Source organism: Arthrobacter pityocampae (assembly GCF_002927275.1).
In the GTDB taxonomy this organism is placed as follows: domain Bacteria; phylum Actinomycetota; class Actinomycetes; order Actinomycetales; family Micrococcaceae; genus Arthrobacter_D; species Arthrobacter_D pityocampae.
Window position 1 is genome coordinate 194,697 of the sequence record NZ_PRKW01000005.1, and the last position, 22,722, is coordinate 217,418.

Here is a 22,722-nt window from a genome sequence, read left to right on the forward strand (position 1 = left end):
AGTCCTAACCTTTGACGGCGCCGGTGAGTCCGCCGACGATGCGACGCTCGAACAGCGTGAAAAATATCAGTGCCGGAATCATGGACAGTGAGGTGAAGGCGAGGACCTTTGCCGTGTCCACCGAATACTGCGAAGCGAATGCCTGGACGCCGAGTGGCAGGGTGTACGAGGCCTGGTCACTGAGGATGAACAGCGGCAGGAGATAGCTGTTCCAGCTCGCCACGAAAGCAAGGATGCCCGTCGTCACCACGCCCGGCAGCGACAAGGGAACGACCATCCGGAAGAAGAAGCCCAGCCGGCTGGTGCCGTCGATCGACGCCGCCTCTTCGATTTCATCGGGGATGGCCTTCAGGAACGGCACCAGGATGATGATCGTCACCGGCAAGCCGAAGGCGATCTGCGGGAGAATCACACCGGCCAGGCTGTTCATCAGGCCCAGGTCCCTGACGAGGATGTAGAGCGGCGTGATCGCGACGGTCATCGGGAACATGAGCCCGGCGGCGAAGAGTGAGTACATCGCTCCGCGACCGGCGAACCTGTATCGGGCGAGGACGAAGCTCGCCATCAGGCCGAGGACCACCACGCCGAGGGTCGTCGCGAGCCCGGCAATCGCCGAGTTGCCGACCTGCCGCCAGAAGGTCGGGCTCGCGAGCACCTCGGCGTAGTTGTCGAAGTTCCACGGGTCCGGGAATCCCGCGGGCGAGTTGGTGATCTGCGAGTTGTCGCGGAACCCACCGAGGATGATGTAGATGACGGGTCCGAGACAGAGTGCGATGAAGACGAAGGCGATGAAGTAGGTCGCCGGGCTGCCCCACTCCTGGCGGTCCCTCGGTGGACGCTTCACGCGTGGGCGTGCGGGAGCTTCGAGAACAGCCATCACTTCTTTCCTTCTGTGAGGGCACCGGCGGTGTCGCGTCGAAGAACGAACCGCTGGTAGATCAATGCGATGACAAGGGAGATCAGGAACATGACGACGGCGACAGCACTGCCGTAGCCGAAGTTGCCCGACGTGCGCCCGTTGGCGACCATGTAGGTGGCCATGGTCGAGGTCCCGGCCGTCGAGGCGACGTACTGGCCCCAGATGATGAAGACCAGGTCGAACAACTGCAGCGACCCGATGATCGACAGGAACGCCCAGATCCGTACGGTCGGCCCGAGGAGCGGCAGCGTGATGGTGCGCTGGATCTGCCAGTAGCTGGCGCCGTCGATCGCCGCCGCCTCGAACAATTCGTCCGGGATGCTCTGCAGCCCGGCGAGGAAGAGGATGACGGCGAAGCCGATGTACTTCCACGAGATGATGACCATCAGGGACCAGATGGCGATCTTCGGATCAGAGAGCCAGTCCGCCTGGAAGGCTCCCAACCCGATGCTGTCGAGCAGCCCATTGACGGCACCGGATGTCTGCAGCATCAGACCCCAGCCGATCCCGACGATGACCTCGGAGATGATGTATGGGACGAAGATGAGGACGCGGATGATCGACCGGCCACGGATCTTCTGGTTGAGCAGGAGGGCGAGGATGATTGCGATGGGTCCCTGGATGACCAGGGAGAGCACCAGGATGAACCCGTTGTGGCGCAGTACGTCGTGGAACGCGCTGTCCTGGAAGATGATCATGTAGTTTTCGAAACCGACGAAATCGGTAGCCGGCCCGAAGCCCTTCCAGCGGAAGAAACCGTAGTAGCCGGCGAGGACGACCGGGAAGATCACGAAACTGACAAAAACGACGATCGCCGGCCCGGCCAGAAGCGTGATCTCGAGGCGCTTGCGCCAATCCGCTGAACGCCGTCTGGGCCGCGGTGCGGCAGGGGACGCCGCGCGAGCGCCATCCCCTGCCGTGACCGTGCCCCGCGGCGGCTGCTTGTCCGTTACGAACGGAGCACCCCCTGCAGGTTCAATCATGATCTGCCGCTATCCCTTTGCTGCTGCGTCGTTCAGAGCGGAGACGATGTCTTCAGCAGAGCCCTGACCGGCGAACAGGTCGACGGCACCCTTGTTGAGCGCGTTTCCGACGTTCTGTCCGAACAGCGTGTCGAGCCACACCGTGACGTAGGGTGCCTCGTTGTACGACTCGATGATCGAGAGCAGCGCGGGATCCTTCACGACGTCCTGAGCATCCTGGTTGGCGGGGATCGTCTGGAACGCTTCCGCGTAGTCTGCCTGGTACTCCTTCTGCATGAAGAAGTTCAGGAACGCGGTGCACTCTTCTTTCGGAGCCTGGGCGGAGCAGGTGAATCCGTCGACGCCGCCCATCATGGCGCCGGGCTCACCCTCGCCGCCGTCGACCTCAGGGAACGGGAACCAGCCCAGGTCCGGGAGAGGCTTCTCGTCAGGAGTCAGCGAGGCGATGACACCGGGGTTCCACGCCCCCATGAGCTCCATGGCTGCCTTCTGGTTGGCGATGAGTCCAGCCGAGCTACCTGCACCCTGCTGCGCCGAGGTGGTGAGGAATCCGTTGTTGAACGGCTCCGTGTCGACGAATTCCTGCAGGTTCTTGCCGGCCTCCAGCCAGCACGGGTCGTCGAACTCCATGGTTTCGGCGGCCGTGTTGAGGGCGTCCTGCGAGCAGGCCCGAACCGCGAAGAAGTAATACCAGTGCGCTGCAGGCCAGGCGTCCTTCGCGCCGACGGCGATGGGGTCGATTCCTGCACCCTTGAGCTTGTCGACGGCGGAGCCGAGCTCGTCGATGGTCGTCGGTGTTCCCTCGACGCCCGCTTCGGCGAACAGGTCTCCGCTGTAGTAGATGCCACCGGGCAGCACGGCGGTCGGCATTCCGTAGATCTTGCCCTCGACCCCGAAGGCACTCAACACACCTTCGGGCACAGCGGCCCTGGTGGCGTCGTCGATGGAATCCGTGATGTCCATGGCCTGTCCGGCCGCGACGACATCCGCGAGCTTGCCGCCGCCGCGCGCCATGAAGATGTCGGGTGCATCGCCCGAGTTCAGCGCCGTCTGGAGCTTCCCGTCCATCTCCTCGTTCTGGATGGACTGGATGTTGATCGTCACGCCGGGGTTTGCCTCCTCGAACGCTGCGACCGTCTTCTCCCAGTGCGCCTTACCGGCGCCCGTCGTCGAGTTGTGCCAGAACGTCATGGTGACGTCGCCATCTTCTGCTGCTCCGTTGTCGGAGCCACACGCTGACAGGCCGCCGAGGGCAATTGCTGTCGCCGCCCCGACGGTCAGCAGCTTCCTGATGCTGTGCTTGTTCATCTTTGAACGCCTCTCGAAAGTTTCGACGTTTACATCGAAAACAGTTAGTATGTGCGAGCCTAGGCATTGCCCCGGTGAAACACAAGGGTTTCCGCCAACAAGTAGAGATCGGTTCCTCATGATCGGAAACAGGTCGCGGACCTCCCTGCTGCCGGTGTCCGTCGTGACGACCCCTACGTCGACCACGGTGTCAGGGGTGCCCCTGCAGGACGGTTGCAGGTCGACAGAGCACCGCACCTCTGGTCATCCTCGTTCTGCTCCTTCAGCGGCGTATCGTTAGCGGACCTACGACAGGCGGGGTAGATGAACCATCAGGAGAAGACCATGCAGGGCTTGAAAGTACTCTTCATCGGCGGTAGCGGAATCATCAGCGCCCACTGCACGAGACAGGCAGTAGAAGCAGGTATGGACGTCTATCTGCTCAACCGCGGAATCAGCAACCTGCGTCAGGTACCCGAGGGCGTCACCACCTTCGTCGCGGATTCCCGGGACAAGCAGGCCGTCCTCGATGCCATAATCGGTCACAACTTCGACTGCGTCGTCAGCTGGGTCAACTTCACTCCGGAGCAGGTGAAGCAGGACATCGAAATATTCGCCGGACGAACCGGACAATACGTCTTCATCAGCTCGGCATCGGCATATCAGACACCGCCTACACACATGCCCGTCCTGGAATCCACCCCGTTGAAGAATCCCTTCTGGGAGTATTCGCGCAACAAGATCGCGTGCGAGGACCTCCTTACTGCGGCCTACCGCGAGGAGGGATTCCCCATCACGATCGTCCGGCCCTCTCACACCTACGACGAGACGATGATCCCCTTCGACGGAGGATGGACCATTGTGGAACGCATGCGCGCCGGCCGACCCGTCATCGTGCCCGGAGACGGAACCTCGTTGTGGACGATCACCCACAGCCGTGATTTCGCACGAGGGTTCACAGGTCTGCTGGGAAATACCTCCGCGATCGGTGAGGCTGTGCACATCACCGGCCAGGAGACGCCTTCGTGGAACCAGATCTATACCCTGGTCGCGACAGCTGCCGGCGTCCCGGACCCCGTCCTGGTTCATGTCGCCTCGGAATCCATCGCCGAAGCCGACCCTGAGTGGGGCGCAGGCCTATTGGGCGATAAATCCCACACGATGATCTTCGACAACACAAAGATCCGCTCACTTGTCCCCGGATTCACCGCCGGCATCCCCTTCAGTCAGGGCGCACGGGAAATGGTCGCCTGGCATGACTCGGACCCGACACGCCGAACAGTGGACGCCCACATGGACGCCTTGATGGACCGGCTCGCCGAAGCATACGCCCCGCGTCCTCTCTGACACCCCGACCGCGCTCCCAGCTGAGACAGCACCTGAAGTCCGGAACCGCGGCAGATACCGGACTCACCCGACCCCTGCCGAGGCGTGCGGTCCCTGGACGGTCCTGCTAATCGATGGCCTCGCTGACCTCGGCGAGCAGCGATCCCATGCACGCCTCGGCGGTCCCGGCGTCGCCGTCCCTGATCGCTGTCGCGACCTGTTCGTGCGTCAGCAGGGCGTGCTCCTTCGGATGGTGCGGCATGAGACCCTGGCGCGTCCTGCCCGAGAGCACCTCGGAGATCACCTCCCGCAGGGCGAGGAACATCTCGTTGCCGCTCGCCTCGAGGACGAGCGTGTGGAACTCGATGTCCGCGTCCAGGAACTCCTCGAGCAGTCCGGCCTCGCCCAACCGCCGCAGGTCCGCCCCGAGCGCCGCGATCCGCTGCCGCTGCGCACCGGAGGCGTGCCGGGCAGCGAGCGCCGCGGCGACCGGTTCGACCGCACGGCGCAGATGGGTGAGGGAACGGAACTGGTCCGCCCGTCCCGGACCGTGGAGCCGCCACCTGATGATCCGGGGATCGTAGACGTTCCACTGCCCGGGGCCCTGCACCACGAGACCGATCCGGCGCTTGGGCACGATCAGGTTCATCGATTCCAGCACGCGCATGCAGTCCCGCACCACGGTGCGCGAGACCCCGAAGCGCTGCTGCAGGCCCTCGATCGTCAGGCGCGACCCCTCGGGCAGCACGCCGTCCGCGATGTCCTGACCCAGGGTGTCGATGATCCGCGTGGGGAACACCGCGGCCGCTCCCGTCGGTCCTGTCCGTGACGTCATCGTCCTCCTTCGTGCGCCGGCGCCACCCGGCCGAGTGCCTCACCATAGTGCGCTCCGGGGAGCTAAAAAGATACTACCTTTGAGGTTGAAAGGTGTTACCTTTAGGCGAATCGTGATCCGCTTCACCACACCGACAAAGGAGTCAGCATGGAGGCACAACCACACCACGTGGTCGTCATGGGTATCTCCGGGTCCGGCAAGACCACCATCGCCACCCGCCTGACGGAGCGGCTCGGCTGGGTCTTCGCCGAGGCCGACGACTTCCACCCCGCCGCGAACATCGCGAAGATGACCGCCGGCACGGCGCTCACCGACGAGGACCGCTGGCCCTGGCTGGAGGCCATGCGCGACTGGATGACCCTCCAGGCGCAGGCCGGCCGCAGTACCGTCGTCACCTGCTCCGCCCTGAAGCGCTCCTACCGGGATCTGCTCACCGGGGCCGAGGGCCGGGTGCGTTTCGTGCACCTGCTCGGTGACACCGACCTCATCCTCGAACGCATGAAGACCCGCAGCGGCCACTTCATGCCGGAGTCGCTCCTGCCCTCGCAGATCAGCACGCTCGAGCCCCTCGAACCTGACGAGGCGGGTCTCAGGATCCAGAACACCGGGACCCCCGACGACGTCACGACGGACGTCATCGACCAGCTCGGCCTCCCCAGCAACTGACCACCCCACCCCCGACCCGCACTACTTTCAACGGAGAAAACATGCCCATCGAAGGATGGACCCAGAGCCTCACCGCCGGTCCGCTCCTCCTGATCGCTGCGGCGGCCATCCTCGCGCTGCTGTTCCTGATCATCAAGCTCCGGATCCACGCGTTCGTCGCACTGATCCTCATCAGCCTCCTCACCGCCTTCGGCACCGGGATCCCCACGGCGCAGATCGTCCCCGTGATGGTCAGCAGCTTCGGGACGACGCTCGGCGCCGTCGCGCTACTGGTGGGGCTCGGCGCGATGCTCGGCCGCCTGGTCGAGACCAGCGGCGGCGCGAAGGTGCTCGCCGACTACCTCATCCGGGTCTTCGGCGAGAAGCGGGCACCCCTCGCGCTCGGTGTCGCCTCGCTGATCTTCGGCTTCCCCATCTTCTTCGACGCCGGGCTCGTGGTCATGCTGCCCATCGTCTTCTCCGTCGCCCGCCGCCTCGGCGGCGGCGTACTGCGCTACGGCCTGCCCGCCGCCGGCGCCTTCTCCGTCATGCACATCTTCGTCCCGCCGCATCCGGGACCCGTCGCCGCCTCCGAGTTCTTCGAGGCGAACGTCGGCCTCGTCATCATGATCGGCCTCCTCGCCGCGATCCCCACCTGGTACGTCACCTCCTACCTGTACGGACTCTGGGCCGGCAAGAAGTACGTCCTGCCCGTCCCCGAGCTGCTCGGTACGGCTGACGCGCACGCCGAGGCGAACCCGCCCAAATTCGGCACCGTCGTCGGGATCCTGCTGCTGCCCCTGGCGCTGATCTTCCTCAACACCGGCCTGAACACCCTGGCCCGCTCGGGTGCCGTGGACGCGGATGTGACCGAGCAGGGCTGGTTCCAGTTCCTGCGGACCCTCGGGGAGACCCCGGTCGCCCTGCTGATCACCCTTCTCGTGGCGTCCTACGTGCTCGGCCGTCGTCGGGGGATCGACAAGACCGCTCTGGAGCAGACGCTGGAATCGGCGCTCGGCCCGGTCTGCTCCGTCATCCTCATCACCGGCGCCGGCGGCATGTTCGGCGGCGTCCTGCGGGCCAGCGGCATCGGCGACGCACTCGCCGACGTCCTCGGCGACCTCGGGATCCCGCTCATCCTCGCGGGCTTCCTGATCGCCGCGATCCTCCGCATCGCCCAGGGCTCGGCGACCGTGGCCCTGACCACCGCCGCCGGCCTCATCTCCCCCGCGATCCTGGCGGGCGACTACAACGGCCTCCAGCTGGCAGCCCTCGTGGTGGCCGTGGCCGGCGGTTCCGTGGTGGCGAGCCACGTCAACGACTCCGGCTTCTGGCTCGTGGGCCGCTTCTTCAACATGGACGTCAAGACCACCCTGAAGACGTGGACGGTCATGGAGACGACCATCGGCGTCATGGGCTTCGCCATCGCCGCCGCCGTCTTCGCCCTCGCCTCCACGGCCTAACGCACCACGGCACCACTGCTCCGAGGCCCGTCCCGCATCCTGCGGGGCGGGCCTCTGCATATCCGTCCAACGCTTCGGTGACAGCTGTGGCGGGTCGACGCCGTACACCCCACCACAGGTGCGCAGCGAGCGGGGTGCTACGGAGGGGTCAGCGCCGTTTCCCGCGGGACCCTGCAGGACGTGCCGGTTTCCGGGGCTGCGGCGACCTGGCGCCCTTCTGCTCCCGAGGCTTCCCGCCGGCGGCCTTCTTCGCAGCGGCCTTCTGGGACGCGGTCTTCTTCGGGGCCTCGCGCTGCGAGGGCTGCCGTGAACTCTGGGCCGTGCGTCCGCGCACGATGCCGATGAACTCCTCGACGTCGTCGGATTCGTCCTCCACCCGCCAGGCGATCCCGATGGTCGTCGCGGGAAGCCCGGGAACGGGGCGGTGGACGGCGTCCTTCCGGGCGTACAGGCGGGCGAGGGACATCGGCAGGACGACGACGCCGGCGCCGGTCGCGGCGACCTCCACTGCCACCTTCGGGCCGCCGCACTCCACGACGTCGAGCAGGGACTCCCCCGCGAGTTCCTCGAGCGGGACGTCGTCGTAGAGGGACAGTTCGTTGTCGCGCGACATGACCGCGACGGGCTGCTCCTCGTAGAGGGGGATCAGGTGGATCCCGGTGCGCTCCACCGGCAGGCGGACGAAGACGACGTCGTCGGATCCCTCCAGCAGCGCCGTCAGGGCGTCGTCGTGCGGGTGGAGTTCGAGGGGCACCCCGGGGTGCCGTTCCCGCCACCTGGCCACCCACTTCCCCGGTGTCACACCCGGCACGAAGCCGACGGACAGGGTTCTGGGCTGATCTGCGGGCATCTGATCACAGTAGCGCCTACCGGCTATGACGAGGGCTGACGGTTAAGCTGGAATCATGACTCCCGCGAAAACCCCTCAGACCCTGAAACCCGCCACCGCGGCCAAGAAACTGGGGATCTACCTGCCCGCCGCCCCCCAGGAATTCCAGGAGACCGACCTGACGCGCGCGGAGTTCGACGAACTGCAGCAGAGCCCTCCGGAATGGCTCGCCGAGCTGCGCCGCACCGGCCCGCATCCGCGTCCCGTCGTCGCGCAGAAGCTCGGCATCTCCAACGGCGGGCTGGCCCGCGGAGGCCTCACGGACCCCCTGACGACCGAGCAGATCACCGCGCTGCTCCAGGACCCTCCCGCATGGCTGGTCGCGGAGCGCTCCACACAGGCGGCCGTCCGTGCGGAGGCCGCACGGGTGAAGGAACGAGACGCCGCTCGCAAGGCATCCGACGCCTGAGCACCCTCCGGGACGCCGTCCCATACGCCACACAGGACACAGGTCCGGGCTGACACGGGATGATTGACTTATTCGAACACCTGTTCGAATATTGACGAGTGATGCCTCCAGCTGCCGGCTCCGCCCTCGACCGGGCCGAGCCCTTCCCCGATGCCGGGGCGTCACGTCCCGGGGCAGCCGGCCGGCGCGGAACATCGACAGGGGACATCACCCTCGACCTCCAGGCCCGCATCAACAGCATGCAGGCCAGCACGCTGGACTCCCGGTGCCTGCCCACGGTTCCGGCCCTGGCGCACATCCTGCCGGGCGGGGGCCTCCAGTCGGGAGGGTCCTACACCGTCCGCAACTCCACCACCCTGGCCATGGCCCTGCTCGCCGGCCCCTCCTCGACCGGCGCGTGGTGCAGCGTCATCGGCATGCCGGACTTCAGCGTGGAGGCAGCCCAGGGCTTCGGCATCAACCTGGAACGCCTCATCCTGGTCCCCGACCCCGGCTCCCAGTGGCTCACGGTCACGGCGGCCCTCGTGGACGTCGTCTCCATCATCCTGACCCGCGCCCCGGACCACCTGGCGCCCACGGAATGGGCCCGCCTCAGGGCACGCCTCCGGCAGCGCGGAGCGGCACTCATCACCCTCGGCAACGGAAAGCAGAGCGACTCCACGCTCGGCGTGGCGGAGAGCGCCTGGGAGGGCCTCGGATCCGGATCGGGCCATCTGCGGGCCCAGCGCATGAAGATCACCGCGACCCAGCCCTCGGGGCGGCTCCGCCACGCCTACGTGGGGCTGGCGGACCTGCAGGGCACCACCCGGGAGACGCTCACCACCCCTCCCCGACCCTCCGCCGGCCCGGCGTCCCTGTTCGAACCCCAGCTGGCGAAGTCCTCATGACCCCCCCACCGCCGGCTGCAGGGACGGCCACCCGGACCATGATGCTCTGGTTCCCCGACTGGCCCATCACAGCGGCCCTGGGTGAGCATGCGCTGCCGGCCGACGCGGCCTTCGTCCTCGTGGACCGGGGGGAGGTCTTCGCGTGCTCCCCCGCAGCACGGCAGGACGGCGTGAAGAGGGGGCTGCGCATCCGGGAGGCCCAGGCCCGCTGTACCGGACTCGTGTCCCTCCCGTACGACCCGTCCCTGGACGAGCGCACCTTCGAACCGGTGACCGCGGCCGTGGAGACGATCATGCCCGGCGTCCAGGTTCTCCGCCCCGGGCTGTGCGCCGTTCGGATCACCGGCCCCGCGCGCTACTACCGCGGCGAGCACGGAGCGGCGGGGGTCGTCTTCCAAACCTTCGCCGCCCTCGGCCTCACCGATCTGCGGATCGGCATCGCGGACGGCCTGTTCGCAGCCGAACAGGCCGCGAGGGCCACCGACGAACTGGACGACGACGTCGAGCAGCTGGTGATCATCCCGGAGGGTGGCTCGCCGGACTTCCTCGGCAGCTACCCCCTGGACATCCTCGAGCAGCCGAAGCTCACCGTGCTGCTCAAGCGCCTCGGCATCCGCTCCCTGGCGGACTTCGCAGCCCTCAGTGCCTCCGACGTCCGCAACCGCTTCGGTGTCGAGGGCGCCCTCGCGCACCGCCGGGCGAGCGGACTCGACCACCGGGACGTCGTCGCCCGGACACCCCCACCGCACCACGACGCCATCGCGGATTTCGAGCCACCCCTCGCCCGCATCGACCAGCTGGCCTTCGCGTTCCGCACCCGGGCCGGCGAGTTCGTCGACGGGCTGCGGGAGGCCGGACTGGTGTGCACGGCGCTGCAGATCCGCCTGCACACGGAGTCCGGTGAGGTGTCCGAGCGCCGGTGGCGGCACCCGCGCTGGTTCGACGCCGACGACGTCGTGGACCGCGTCCGCTGGCAGCTCCAGGGCACCAACGCGTCGGACCACGGCCTGACCTCCGGCATCACCCGGGTGCACATCGTGCCCGAGACCGTCGAGGACCTCGCCGACCACGCGGACGGCCTGTGGGGGACGGGACCGGACGAGGGGATCCACCACGGGCTGGCCCGCGTCCAGAGCATGCTGGGCCACGGCGCCGTCCTGACCGGGATCATCGCCGGGGGTCGGCTCCTCGCGGACCGCCGGGTCCTCATCCCCTGGGGAGACGCACCGACCGGCCAGGCGCAATCGGCGGCGGCACGGGTCCGCGACCGCACGCAGCCCTGGCCCGGCCGCCTGCCCGGCCCGGCACCGGCCACGGTGTTCGCCGACCCCGTGCCCGCCGTCGTCGTCGATTCGCGGGGCCTCCCGGTGGACGTCGATCCCCGGGGCCTGATGACCGCCGATCCCTCCTTCTTCAGCGCCGGACCCCAGGACGAGCGGCGGGCCGTCCACTCCTGGGCCGGCCCCTGGCCGATCGACGAACGCTGGTGGGATCCGGCGGGGCGCGTCCTCAACCGCTTCCAGCTGGTCGACCACTCGGGCTCGGCCTGGCTGCTGCTGCTCGAGGACCACGCCTGGTGGGTCGAGGCGAGCTACGACTGATGGGCTGGAACAACCCTCCCATCCCGTGGTCCGACTTCGAACGGAATCTCTCCGGGACCAGGCCCGGCGCTCCACCCCGCGGGGCCGACGGCGGCGACAGCCCCGCCTGGTCGCGCAAGCGGCAGCCCTACACCGCGCCCGCCGACGTGCCGGCCCCCGAGGGGCCCGTGGTGCCGTACGCGGAGCTGCATGTCCACTCCAACTTCAGTTTCCTCGACGGCGCCTCCAGCCCCGAGCATCTCGCCGAGGAGGCCCAGCGGCTCGGGCTCACCGGCGTGGCGCTCACCGACCACGACGGCCTGTACGGCGCGGTGCGCTTCGCGGAGGCCGCCGAGAAGTACCCGGGGATCTCCACCGTGTACGGCACGGAACTCTCGCTCGGCCTGTCCAGGCCGCAGAACGGGGAGGCGGATCCGGAAGGCCGGCACCTGCTGGTCCTCGCCCGCGGATCGGCCGGCTACCACCGCCTGTCCACGGCCATCACCGAGGCCCAGCTCGCAGCGGACGCCGAGAAGGGCAAGCCCCGCTACGATCTCGAGCGCCTCGCGGCCCACGCCGCCGGCCACTGGATGATCCTCACGGGGTGCCGGAAGGGCGCGGTCCGCTCGGCGCTCGTGGCCGGGGGTGAACCCGCGGCCGAAGCAGAACTCCGGGGGCTCGTCGACCTGTTCGGCCGGGAGTCGGTCGCCGTCGAGCTCATCGACCAGGGGAACCCGCTGGACACCGCGCACAACGATGCCCTGAGCGCCGTCGCGGCCCGCATGGGGCTGCCCATCGTGGCGACCAACAACGTGCACTACGCGACCCCGAAGCAGCACCGGCTCGCCTCCGCCCTGGCCGCGGTCCGGGCCCGCCGGAGCCTGGACCAGATGGACGGCTGGCTCCCCTCGGCCGGCGCCGCCCATCTGCGTAGCGGTGCGGAGATGGCCCGGCGCTTTACGAACTACCCCGGGGCGGTGGAGCGCACGGTGGACATCGCCGCGGATCTCTCCTTCACCCTGCGCAGCGTCCGGCCCGGGCTGCCGACCATCGACCTGCCCGAGGGCCACACCCAGATGAGCTATCTCCGCGAACTCGTCCGGCGGGGGGCCGACAAGCTCTACGGGGGGCGGACCGATGTCCAGGACCGCATCGAGCGGGAACTGGACGTCATCGAGAGCAAGAACTTCCCGGGCTACTTCCTGATCGTCCACGACCTGGTCCACTATGCGCGCCGCAACGGCATCCTGTGCCAGGGCCGGGGATCGGCCGCCAACTCCGCGGTCTGCTACCTGCTGGAGATCACCGCCGTCGATTCCATCAAGTACCGGCTCCCCTTCGAGCGCTTCCTCTCGAGCCTGCGCGACGAGGAGCCGGACATCGACGTCGACTTCGACTCGGACCGCCGTGAGGAGGTCATCCAGTACGTCTACCGGAAGTACGGGCGCTTCAATGCCGCCCAGGTGGCCAATGTCATCACCTACCGGCCCAAGTTCGCCGTCCGTGACATGGCGAAGGCCCTCGGCCACAGCCCCGGCCAGCAGGACGCCTGGTCACGGCAGATCGAGCGGTGGGGCGGACTGGTCTCCAGCAGCGATCACGACATCCCGGACTCCGTGGTGGACCTGGCCCAGGAGATCCTGACGTTCCCCCGCCATCTGGGGATCCACTCGGGCGGGATGGTGCTCACCGACCGGCCCGTAGGAGAAGTATGCCCGATCGAGCATGGACGGATGGAGGGGCGGACGGTCCTGCAGTGGGACAAGGACGACTGCGCCTGGATGGGCCTGGTGAAGTTCGACCTGCTGGGCCTGGGCATCCTCGCGGCGATCCAGTACAACTTCGACCTCGTGGAGCGGCATCTCGGGGAGAAGTGGGAGCTGCACACCATCCCCAAGGAGGAGCAGGGCGTGTACGACATGCTGTGCTTCGCCGACTCGGTGGGCGTCTTCCAGGTGGAGAGCCGCGCCCAGATGGGCATGCTCCCCCGGCTGCAGCCCCGGCAGTTCTACGACCTCGTCATCGAGGTGGCCCTCGTGCGGCCCGGACCGATCCAGGGCGGGGCCGTGCACCCGTACATCAAACGGAAGATGGGCGAGGAGGAGGTCCGGTACCTCCACCCCGACCTCGAACCGGTCCTCGAACGGACCCTCGGCATTCCCCTGTTCCAGGAACAGCTCATGCAGATGGCGATGGTGGTGGGCGGCTGCTCCGGGGCGGACGCCGACCTCCTGCGCCGCGCCATGGGATCCAAGCGCGGCGAGGAACGGATCGACTCCCTCAAGGCCACCCTGTACGAGGGCATGGCCGCCAACGGGATCACCGGCGACGTCGCGGACACCATCTACGACAAGATCCACGCCTTCGCGAACTTCGGGTTCGCGGAGAGCCACTCGATCAGCTTCGCCCTGCTGGTCTACGTCAGCGCCTGGCTGCGCCTGCACTACCCCGGGGCCTTCCTCGCCGCCCTCCTGCGGGCCCAGCCCATGGGGTTCTACTCGCCGCAGACCCTCGTGGCCGACGCCCGGCGGCACGGGGCCGTGGTCCTGCGGCCCGACATCCTGCACTCCGGGGTGCACGCCGACCTCGAACCGCTCGAGGGCTACGAGCCTGCCGGTGATCCGTCGGCGCGCACCACCGGCAGGGACTGCTGCACGGAGGACGAGCAGCCGCCGGTCGGCTACTTCGACCGGGACACGCCGTTCGACGCGACGCCCCACCGCCGCGACGGCAACTACGCCGTACGGCTCGGGCTCGCCGGCGTCGACTCCGTCGGCGTGAAACTCGCCGAGAGGATCGTCGACGAGCGGGACCGCAACGGGCCCTACGAGGACATGCCGGACCTAGCGCGCCGCACGGGCGCCAACGCGGGCCAGCTCGAAGCCCTCGCGGCGTCCGGTGCGTTCGACTCCCTGGGCCTCAGCCGCCGGGAGGCACTGTGGAACGCCGGGCCGGCGTCGACCGAGCGCGAGGGCCAGATCAGGGGCACGGCCGTCTACATCCAGCCGCCCCTGATGCCCGAGCTCTCGGACATCGACACGGTGGGCTCCGACCTGTGGTCGACGGGCATCACCCCCGACGACCACCCCGTGCGCCATGCCCGGGCCAGGTTGAAGCGCCGGGGAGCCCTGACGGCGCAGGAACTCAGGACCGCCGAGTCCGGCCGTCGGATCGAGGTGGCGGGCGTCGTGACACACCGGCAACGGCCGGCGACGGCGAGCGGGATCACCTTCATGAACCTGGAGGACGAGACGGGACTGGTGAACGTCATCTGCTCCGTAGGGGTGTGGCAGCGCTACCGCCGCGTGGCCCGGGAGGCGAGCAGCGTCATCGTCCGGGGCATCCTCGAACGGTCCGAGGAGGGGGTCGTCAACGTCGTCGCGGACCGCATCGAGGTCCTGCAGCTCAGGGCGACCACCAGGTCCCGCGATTTCCGCTGACGAGCCGGGGACAGCTGACGAGCCGGGGACAGGGGGCGGGCCCGGGAACAGGAAAGGGCCCCCGCTGGGCGGGAGCCCTTCCGTGTGTCCATCTGTGCGCGAGGGGGGATTTGAACCCCCACACCCTTTCGGATACTGGCACCTGAAGCCAGCGCGTCTGCCGTTCCGCCACTCGCGCAATTTCGAGATTCCAACATCTGCACCCGGCAGGTGTTGTGAACAGCAGAGACAAGCATAACGGAGCCCTGCGGCAATTACCTAAACAGCCTCCCGGGGCGGGTTCGCCGGCGCTCCGCGACGGGCCGGGAGGACGGATGATCGTTAGGACAAAGTAATCCTCGACGCGACGGCTTGGAGCCCATTGGCAGGGGCTCCCAGTAGTATCGGAGGGAACATGCCCGGCTGGACGATCCCACGACCATGGCCGGGCCACACCCCTCAGCACCCTGCTGACCGGGGCCCGGACACCTGTGCGACAGGGGGAGGAGGCGGACGATGGGCATTCTCGACAACGTGGAGCGCGGACTCGAAAAACTGGTCCGCGGAGCCTTCACCACGGGGTCCCGCTCCCAGGTGCAGCCCCTCGAGATCGCCAGCGCCCTCCGCAAGGAACTGGACAACCGCTCCCTCGTCCTCGCCCAGGGCCGCACCCTCGCACCCAACGTCTTCGCCGCCCGCCTGTCCGATTCGGACTTCGAGCTCGCCCAGCAGTGGGGGTCGGCCCTCGCCGAGGAACTCTGCGACGTCGTCATCGCCCACGTGAACAGCCAGCAGTACAGCCTGCAGGGGCCCGTGCGCGTCTACTTCGAGCACGATCCCGCGCTCAAGGCGGGGGTCTTCGAGATCGATTCCTCCATCGAGAAGCAGGCTGCCGCGCCGCGCTCCCCCGGTCCGGCGGCGCCCCTGCCGCCCCGTCGCCAGCCCACGCGCTACCAGCCGATCCTCGAGATGGACGGACAGCGGTACTCCCTCAACTCCGGTTCCATCGTCCTCGGACGCTCCTCGGACGCGGACATCCTCGTCGACGACACCGGGGTCTCCCGGCGCCACCTCGAGATCCGGGCGCAGGGCGGCCGGATCTACGCCGTCGATCTCGGGTCCACCAACGGCAGCTACGTCAACGGGCAGCGGGTCGTCGGGCAGGCGGAACTCACCGACGGCTCCATGATCACCATGGGACGCTCACGCATGACGTTCCGCCTCCTGGCCACCCAGGACGGGGCGGGTCACCGATGAGCGAGGCCGGAGAGCTCACCGTCACCCTGTTCCGCTTCGGGTTCCTGATCCTGCTGTGGGTCCTCGTCCTCAGTACCGTCGGCGCCCTGCGCCGCGATCTCGCGGTGGGCCGCCGCAACCGGGTGGGCGCACCCACGGCGCGCGAGATCCGCAGGAACCCCGAGCTCATGGAGGAACCGCCCCCCGCCCGCGCTGCCGCCCGCCGGCTGGTCGTGACGGAGGGACCCCTCGCCGGCACCAACCTCGACCTCGCCGCGAGCCCCATCCTCCTCGGCCGCGCCCAGGAGGCCACCCTGGTGCTCGACGACGACTACGCCTCGGGCCGTCACGCCCGCCTCTTCCCGCAGGGCAGCCGCTGGTTCATCGAGGATCTCGGGTCCACGAACGGCACCTACCTGGCCGGGGCCCAGCTGACGCGTGCGCTGCCCGTCGAACCGAATGTCCCCATCAGGATCGGTAAGACGGTCATCGAATTGAGGCCGTAGGCGTGCGGCTCGCCCTGAGGTTCGCCGCCCGCTCCGACGTGGGCATGGTGCGGGCAAAAAACGACGACTCCGCGTACGTGGGCCGCTACCTGGCCGTCGTCGCCGACGGCATGGGTGGCCACGCCGGCGGCAATGTCGCCTCCGCGTCCACCGTCCTCGACCTGGTCCACCTCGATCACGGGGCGCACGACGGCGACGCCGGGACGCACCTGGCCGACGAGATCCAGACCGCGAACTCACTCCTGTCCGAACTCGTCGCCACCAACCCGCAGCTCGCCGGTATGGGCACCACGGTCACGGCGATCCTGCTCGAGGACAGCACCCTGCAGCTCGCCCACATCGGCGACTCCCGCGCCTACCGCCTCAAGGACGGCGTCTTCGAGCAGATCACCACGGATCACACGTTCGTCCAGCGCCTCATCGAGGAGGGGCGGCTCAGGCCCGAAGAGGCGGAGACCCACCCCCACAAGAACGTCCTCATGAGGGTCCTCGGCGACGTCGACGCAAGCCCGGAACTCGACCTCGCACACTTCGACGCCGACCCCGGCGAACGCTGGCTGCTCTGCTCGGACGGCCTGAACGCCGTCCTCCAGGACCGCGCGGTGGAACAGGTCATGCGCGAGTCGGGAAGCATCCGCGAATGCGTCGACACCCTCGTCGAACTGACCCTCGCGGGCGGCTCCCCGGACAACATCACCGTCGCCGTCGTCGAGGTCATCGAAGCGGACGACGACGACGCGTCGCCGCCGTCGTCCATCCCGCCCGCGCGGCAGGCGGCCGGGGAACGCGACACGCCGGCCGACCCCGATGCGGCCTCCCACGAGATCGACGGGAACGGTGACCTCCCCGGGGCGGCGATCCGCGCCGACATCATCCGCCAGGACCTGCTGACGAGGCCCCACGTGCTCGTGGGATCCGCGGCGCTCGCGACCGAGACGGGCCAGATCCCGATCGTGACCCAGCGGTCCACGGAACGGCGCGCAGCGATGATGCTGACCCACAAAGCGGAGCCGGAGGTGGCGGAGGACCCCGAGGAGGAGGCACCGTCGACGAAGAAGCGCTGGTTCGTGCCGGCGATCCTCGCCCTCATGACGCTCATCCTGATCGCCGTCGTCGGCCTGGGCTACACGTGGACCCAGACGCGCTACTACGTGACGGACTCCGAGAACCGGGTCGCGATCTACACGGGCGTTCCCCAGCGGATCGGACCGATCAGCCTCAGCGAGCTGTACGAGGTGACGGACATCCCCGTGTCCAACCTGCCCGAGTACCAGAGGTCCCGGCTGTCGAACACGCTTCCAGCCGCGAGCCTGGAGGAGGCGCAGCGGATCGTCGGTGACCTGCGCGGTGAACTGCGCGCCGTCAGCTGTGACCCGGTGCCGGCCCCGACGGCCTCCGGATCGCCGAGCCCGACCAGCAGTGCCCCGGCCGGCAGCCCGGCGCCCTCCGGCACGGCAGCGCCACGACCGTCGTCGTCGGCCACGCCGACAGGCACGCCGTCCTCCGCTCCCCCGTCGCCGCAGGCCGCACCCTCCCCCGGCGTGTCGTTCCCCGCCCTGTCCTCCCCCGCCGTCGAATGTGTTGGTGCAGCAGATGAGTGATGTCCTGACCGCGCCCAGGTCGCGGCGCAACGTCGAGCTGCTCCTGCTCGTCCTCGCCCTGGCCGTCGCCATCAGTGCCAGCTACCTGGCGGGCATAGACCGCGAGGAGGCCTTCAGTGAGTTCTTCTGGACGCAGGGGCTGACCCTCACCCTCATGAGCCTGTTCCTGCATATCGTCCTGCGCGTCCGGGCGAAGTATGCCGATCCGCTCATCCTTCCGATCGTGGTGGCCCTGAACGGGCTGGGCCTGGCCATGATCCACCGGCTCGATCTGTCGGCCATGCAGTCCAACCCGGACTTCGCCCCCGTCGCGTCACAGCAAGTCATGTGGACGGCCGTCGCGATGGGCGCCGCCGCCGCGCTGCTGATCCTGCTGCGGGACCACCGGCTGCTGCGTCGGTTCACCTACATCTCGCTGATCGTCAGCGCCGTCCTCCTCCTGCTGCCGCTGGCCCCGGCCCCGATCGGGCTGGAGATCAACGGGGCGCGGATCTGGATCTCGGTGGGGATCGGCACCTTCCAGCCGGGCGAGATCGCGAAGATCACCCTCGCCATCTTCTTCGCGGGGTATCTCTCGACGAACCGTGACCTCATCCTGCTGGCGGGCAAGAAGATCGGCCCGCTCCAGTTCCCCCGTTTCAGGGACCTCGCGCCCATGGCGGCCGCCTGGCTCGTGAGCATCGGCGTCCTGATCTTCCAGCGGGACCTCGGCTCGTCCATCCTCTTCTTCGGCCTGTTCATGGTCATGATCTACGTGGCGACGAGCCGTGTCAGCTGGGTGCTGATCGGCCTGGCGATGATCGGCGTGGGCATCTTCGTGGCCCTCGAGCTGTTCAGCCACGTCGCCCTGCGGTTCGACTCCTGGCTCAACGCCTTCTCCCCGGACGTCTACGACCGCGTGCCGGGCGGCAGCCACCAGGTGGTGCAGGGCCTGTTCGGCCTGGCCAACGGCGGCCTCGCCGGCACGGGCCTCGGGGCGGGACGTCCCGACCTCGTCACGTACGCCAACAGCGACATGATCATCGCAGCGCTGGGGGAGGAGCTGGGACTCATCGGCGTCGTCGCCGTCGTGATGCTCTACGTGCTCCTGGTCTCCCGGGGTATCCGGGCAGCCCTCGGCACGAAGGACGGGTTCGGCAAGCTCCTCGCCTGCGGCCTCTCCTTCACCATCGCCCTGCAGTGCTTCGTGGTCATCGGCGGCATCACGCGCCTGATCCCCCTCACGGGACTCACCACGCCGTTCATGTCGGCCGGCGGCTCGTCCCTGCTGGCGAACTGGCTCATCGTGGCCCTGATCCTGCTCATCTCCGAGACCGCACGCCGCCCGGCTCCGACGACGCCCATGAAGGACTCGTTCCCCGCGGCCGTCGGAGTCAACGGCAAACCCATGAAGAAACGGACCACGAAGGTGGCTACCCGATGAATCAGGCCATCCGCAGGGCGTGGGTCGTGGCGATCAGCATGTTCGCCCTCGTCCTCGGCTCCCTCACCTACGTGCAGTTCTTCCAGGCGCAGGAACTCAAGGCCAACCCGTGGAACAGCCGGCAGCTGTACCAGGACTTCGGCCGGCAACGCGGGGCGATCATCGTGGACGGCCGCGCCATCGCCGAGTCCGTGCCCTCGAACGACCAGTTCAACTACCAGCGCGTGTACAACGAGCCGGAACTGTACGCGCACCTCAGCGGGTACTACTCGCTCTCCCTCGGCTCGTCCCAACTCGAGAAGGCGGAAGCGGAGATCCTGGCGGGGACCAGCAGTTCCCTGTTCTACGATCGCCTGGTGACCCTGTTCTCCGGCGTCGATCCGCAGGGTGCCTCCATCGAGCTCACGATCGACCCGCAGATCCAGCAGCTCGCCTCCGATCTCATCCCCGACGGTCAGCGCGGCTCGATCGTGGTCATGGAACCCTCCACCGGCAACATCCTCGCGATGGTCTCGAAGCCCTCCTACGACCCCAATCTCCTCTCGGGACACGACACGGCGGTCATCGCGGAGAACGCGGCGCTGCTCTCCGAGCAGCCGGGCCTGTCGATCTACTCGAACCCGGCCACCGAGTCCCTCGTCTCGCCCGGATCCGTCTTCAAGCTCATCGACGCCGCGGCCGCCCTGGAGTCCGGGGAGTACGACGCCGAGTCGGAGATCCCGAATCCTCCGGCCCTCGAATTCCCCGGACTCGACTACACCCTCCCGAACTACGTCACGGGCAACTGTGCGAGCAGGACGACGGCGGACCTCGAGTTCGCGCTGGAGCAGTCGTGCAACACGCCCTTTGCGCAGATCGCCCTGGACCTCGGCGAGGAGGCCATCGCGGAGCAGGCCGCGAAGTTCGGCTTCGGCGAGAGGATGACCATCCCCACCGACGTCGTCGCAAGTGTCTTCCCCTCGGACCTGTCCGCCGACCAGTTGGCGCAGTCCGCCGTCGGGCAGTTCGACACGCGCGTGACGCCCCTCCAGATGGCGATGGTCTCCGCGGCCATCGCGAACGACGGCCAGCAGATGAAGCCGCAGCTCGTGAAGTCCGTGCGCGCCGCGGACCTCGAACTCATCGACGAGCCCGAGCCGGAGTCGCTGCGCCAGTCGGTCAGCGGGGACACCGCGGACCAGCTCACGGAATGGATGGTCAACGTGGTGGACAACGGCACGGCGACGGGCGCCCAGGTGCCCGGTGTCCGGGTGGCCGGCAAGACAGGAACCGCCGAGGTCTCCGAGACCGGCGACAACGCATGGTTCACGGGCTTCGCGCCCGCGGACGACCCCCAGGTAGCCCTTTCGATCGTGATGGAGAACGTGGACATCCCCACTGGTCAGCAGTTGACCTCACCCAGTGCCAAGCGACTCATAGAGGCGGTGTTGAACAGATGAGGCCCACGTCAGGCATCACCCTGGGCGGCAGGTTCGAACTGACCGAGCGGATCGCCATCGGCGGGATGGGCGAGGTGTGGAAGGCCCGCGACCAGATCCTCGGGCGCGTCGTCGCGATCAAGATCCTCAAGGAGGAGTACTCGGGTGATCCCGCGTTCCTCAACCGCTTCCGGGCCGAGGCACGCCATACGGCGCTGCTGAACCACGAGGGCATCGCGAACGTCTTCGACTACGGCGAGGAAGGCGGATCCGCGTACCTCGTGATGGAGCTCGTGCCCGGGCAGCCACTCTCGGCCGTCATCGAGAAGGAGCAGGTCCTCTCCCCCGACCGCACGCTCTCGATCATCGGGCAGACCGCCACGGCCCTCGCCGTCGCGCACCGCCAGGGTCTGGTGCACCGCGACGTGAAGCCGGGCAACATCCTCGTGATGCCGGACAGCCGCGTCAAGATCACGGACTTCGGCATCGCCCGGCTGGCCGACCAGGTGCCGCTGACCGCGACCGGGCAGGTCATGGGGACGGCGCAGTACCTCGCGCCGGAGCAGGCGACCGGCCAGCCGGCCACCGGCTCGTCCGACATCTACGCCCTCGGCGTGATCGGGTACGAACTGCTGGCCGGACGGCGCCCGTTCTCCGGCGAGTCGCAGATCGCGATCGCCCTCGCGCAGGTCAACGACGCCCCGCCCCCGCTCCCGCAGTCCATCCCGCGTCCGGTCCGGGGGCTCATCGGCTCCATGCTGGCCAAGGATCCCGCGGAGCGGCCCCGCGACGCCGAATCCCTCGCGCGCGCCGTCGACGCCATCCGCGCCGGTGACCTCCGCGCCGCCGAGGCGGCCGTCCCTGGCCTGCTGTCCTTCGCCGCGGATTCGGACAGCGCGACCGCGGCGATCCCGCGTCAGGACACGCAGGCGACGACGATGGTGCCCGCACCGTCGACGTCGGCGCTGCCCACGGTCGCCGCACCCGCTGCGGCCGGTGCGGCAGCCGGGATCGCGGCATCGCGGAACTGGTCGGACGACGACCTCGATACGCCCGCGCCGGCCGGACCGGTCCGCGCGGAGGACGACAACCGCCGGAGCCCCTGGCTGATCCCGCTGATCGTGCTTCTCCTGCTGGCCCTCGGCGCCATCGCCTTCCTGGTCCTGCAGCCGCTGCTGAGCGGTAGCGCGGACCCTGCGCCGGCGCAGACGAGCGCGTCCACGAGCCCGGCGCCGACGACGTCCCGCGCGCCCTCGCCGTCGCCCACGACGCCCTCGCCCACCCCGTCCCCGAGCACAACGGCGGCCGACGAGGTGGTCATCACCCCGAGCCAGTACCTCGGCCGGCCCGAGGCGGAGGTGTCGGCGGAACTCGGCGGCCTCGGCTTCCGGGTCGAGTCCGAGCGGGAGTCGTCCGCCGAGTACGCCGAAGGACTCGTGATCGACGTCGCTCCGGTGGGTGCACTGAGCCCGGGGGAGACCATCACGCTCACCGTCTCGTCGGGACCGGAGCAGGTCACCATTCCGGCCGGTCTGCAGGGGCGCACCGAGACCGAGGTCCAGGCCTCCCTCGTGGATCTCGGCCTGCGGCCGGTGAACGCCGGCAGCGAGGAATCGGCAGAACCCGAGGGGACGGTCCTGCGAACGGACCCCGGGCCCGGCGCCGAGGTGGCGGCCGGCAGCCAAGTGAGCTACATCGTCTCCTCCGGCCCTCCTCCGACGCAGGCGCCCACGACCCCGGCTCCGACAACCGAGGCGCCGACACCCGAGGCGCCCGCGACCCAGACACCCGCGACCCAGGCGGCAGCACCGCCGCCGACACAGGTGGCGCGGCAGGCGCTCACGACGCCGACTCCGACGCCGACAGCCACGTCCGGGCCGTGATCGGCAACCCGAG

At 68.6% G+C, this 22,722-nt stretch carries 18 protein-coding genes and 1 tRNA gene; 13 read left to right on the forward strand and 6 right to left on the reverse strand.

Annotated features, from left to right (window positions below):
• Positions 1 to 4: 4 nt before the first annotated feature.
• The 3 genes from C4K88_RS12380 to C4K88_RS12390 are packed head-to-tail and all read right to left on the reverse strand — an operon-like array spanning position 5 to position 3,210.
• Positions 5 to 877 carry a carbohydrate ABC transporter permease gene (locus tag C4K88_RS12380; RefSeq protein WP_174705235.1) on the reverse strand — a complete coding sequence of 291 codons (873 nt, stop codon included), beginning with the start codon at positions 875 to 877 and terminating at the stop codon, positions 5 to 7.
• On the reverse strand, positions 877 to 1,902 hold the full coding sequence (locus C4K88_RS12385) for a carbohydrate ABC transporter permease (protein WP_104121941.1): 1,026 nt from the start codon (positions 1,900 to 1,902) through the stop codon (positions 877 to 879). Before C4K88_RS12385 ends, C4K88_RS12380 begins: the two co-directional genes overlap by 1 nt.
• Before the next feature lie 9 nt (positions 1,903 to 1,911).
• Positions 1,912 to 3,210: an ABC transporter substrate-binding protein gene (locus C4K88_RS12390; protein WP_104121942.1), complete on the reverse strand. Its 1,299-nt coding sequence runs from the start codon at positions 3,208 to 3,210 to the stop codon at positions 1,912 to 1,914.
• Between the two features lie 303 nt (positions 3,211 to 3,513).
• On the opposite strand from C4K88_RS12390, the gene C4K88_RS12400 reads away from it, so the two are divergent.
• Positions 3,514 to 4,536 carry an NAD-dependent epimerase/dehydratase family protein gene (locus C4K88_RS12400; RefSeq protein ID WP_241521903.1) on the forward strand — a complete coding sequence of 341 codons (1,023 nt, stop codon included), beginning with the start codon at positions 3,514 to 3,516 and terminating at the stop codon, positions 4,534 to 4,536.
• 106 nt (positions 4,537 to 4,642) lie between these two features.
• Here the strand turns inward: C4K88_RS12400 and C4K88_RS12405 are convergent, their stop codons facing one another.
• Positions 4,643 to 5,350 carry a FadR/GntR family transcriptional regulator gene (locus C4K88_RS12405; protein WP_104121944.1) on the reverse strand — a complete coding sequence of 236 codons (708 nt, stop codon included), beginning with the start codon at positions 5,348 to 5,350 and terminating at the stop codon, positions 4,643 to 4,645.
• 147 nt (positions 5,351 to 5,497) lie between these two features.
• On the opposite strand from C4K88_RS12405, the gene C4K88_RS12410 reads away from it, so the two are divergent.
• Both C4K88_RS12410 and C4K88_RS12415 read left to right on the forward strand, forming a co-directional pair.
• Positions 5,498 to 6,016 carry a gluconokinase gene (locus C4K88_RS12410; RefSeq protein ID WP_104121945.1) on the forward strand — a complete coding sequence of 173 codons (519 nt, stop codon included), beginning with the start codon at positions 5,498 to 5,500 and terminating at the stop codon, positions 6,014 to 6,016.
• A 41-nt stretch (positions 6,017 to 6,057) separates the two neighbouring features.
• Positions 6,058 to 7,458 (forward strand): GntP family permease, encoded by a 1,401-nt coding sequence (locus C4K88_RS12415; protein ID WP_104121946.1) that lies wholly within the window; start codon positions 6,058 to 6,060, stop codon positions 7,456 to 7,458.
• A 148-nt stretch (positions 7,459 to 7,606) separates the two neighbouring features.
• On the opposite strand, the gene C4K88_RS12420 is transcribed toward C4K88_RS12415, so the two are convergent.
• A complete protein-coding gene (locus C4K88_RS12420; protein WP_104121947.1) occupies positions 7,607 to 8,308 on the reverse strand; it encodes a LysR family substrate-binding domain-containing protein in 702 nt (233 codons plus the stop codon).
• Positions 8,309 to 8,363: 55 nt separating this feature from the next.
• Between C4K88_RS12420 and C4K88_RS12425 the strand changes: the two genes are divergently transcribed.
• The 4 genes from C4K88_RS12425 (at position 8,364) to C4K88_RS12440 (ending at position 14,663) form a co-directional block, all read left to right on the forward strand.
• Positions 8,364 to 8,756, forward strand: a complete 393-nt coding sequence (locus C4K88_RS12425; RefSeq protein WP_104121948.1) for a DUF5997 family protein — start codon at positions 8,364 to 8,366, stop codon at positions 8,754 to 8,756.
• A 101-nt stretch (positions 8,757 to 8,857) separates the two neighbouring features.
• Positions 8,858 to 9,643 (forward strand): DnaE2-dependent mutagenesis accessory factor ImuA', encoded by a 786-nt coding sequence (gene imuA' / locus C4K88_RS12430; protein WP_104121949.1) that lies wholly within the window; start codon positions 8,858 to 8,860, stop codon positions 9,641 to 9,643.
• A complete protein-coding gene (locus C4K88_RS12435; RefSeq protein WP_104121950.1) occupies positions 9,640 to 11,244 on the forward strand; it encodes a DNA polymerase Y family protein in 1,605 nt (534 codons plus the stop codon). Before imuA' ends, C4K88_RS12435 begins: the two co-directional genes overlap by 4 nt.
• On the forward strand, positions 11,244 to 14,663 hold the full coding sequence (locus tag C4K88_RS12440; RefSeq protein WP_104121951.1) for an error-prone DNA polymerase: 3,420 nt from the start codon (positions 11,244 to 11,246) through the stop codon (positions 14,661 to 14,663). The genes C4K88_RS12435 and C4K88_RS12440 overlap by 1 nt, the downstream gene beginning before the upstream one ends.
• A 95-nt stretch (positions 14,664 to 14,758) precedes the next feature.
• Here the strand turns inward: C4K88_RS12440 and C4K88_RS12445 are convergent.
• Positions 14,759 to 14,841 (reverse strand) — tRNA-Leu (locus C4K88_RS12445).
• 317 nt (positions 14,842 to 15,158) lie between these two features.
• Here C4K88_RS12445 and C4K88_RS12450 point away from each other — a divergent pair.
• From C4K88_RS12450 to C4K88_RS12475, 6 genes are read left to right on the forward strand one after another with little or no spacing between them, the layout of a single operon-like run.
• Positions 15,159 to 15,899 (forward strand): FHA domain-containing protein, encoded by a 741-nt coding sequence (locus C4K88_RS12450; protein ID WP_104121952.1) that lies wholly within the window; start codon positions 15,159 to 15,161, stop codon positions 15,897 to 15,899.
• On the forward strand, positions 15,896 to 16,384 hold the full coding sequence (locus tag C4K88_RS12455) for an FHA domain-containing protein FhaB/FipA (RefSeq protein WP_104121953.1): 489 nt from the start codon (positions 15,896 to 15,898) through the stop codon (positions 16,382 to 16,384). The genes C4K88_RS12450 and C4K88_RS12455 overlap by 4 nt, the downstream gene beginning before the upstream one ends.
• Positions 16,385 to 16,428: 44 nt before the next feature.
• Positions 16,429 to 17,985, forward strand: coding sequence for a PP2C family protein-serine/threonine phosphatase (locus C4K88_RS12460; RefSeq protein ID WP_104122232.1), 1,557 nt, complete (start codon positions 16,429 to 16,431; stop codon positions 17,983 to 17,985).
• On the forward strand, positions 17,978 to 19,408 hold the full coding sequence (locus C4K88_RS12465) for an FtsW/RodA/SpoVE family cell cycle protein (protein WP_104122233.1): 1,431 nt from the start codon (positions 17,978 to 17,980) through the stop codon (positions 19,406 to 19,408). The genes C4K88_RS12460 and C4K88_RS12465 overlap by 8 nt, the downstream gene beginning before the upstream one ends.
• Positions 19,405 to 20,847, forward strand: coding sequence for a peptidoglycan D,D-transpeptidase FtsI family protein (locus tag C4K88_RS12470; RefSeq protein WP_104121954.1), 1,443 nt, complete (start codon positions 19,405 to 19,407; stop codon positions 20,845 to 20,847). Before C4K88_RS12465 ends, C4K88_RS12470 begins: the two co-directional genes overlap by 4 nt.
• A complete protein-coding gene (locus tag C4K88_RS12475) occupies positions 20,844 to 22,709 on the forward strand; it encodes a protein kinase domain-containing protein (protein WP_104121955.1) in 1,866 nt (621 codons plus the stop codon). The genes C4K88_RS12470 and C4K88_RS12475 overlap by 4 nt, the downstream gene beginning before the upstream one ends.
• The last annotated feature ends 13 nt before the right edge of the window (positions 22,710 to 22,722 follow it).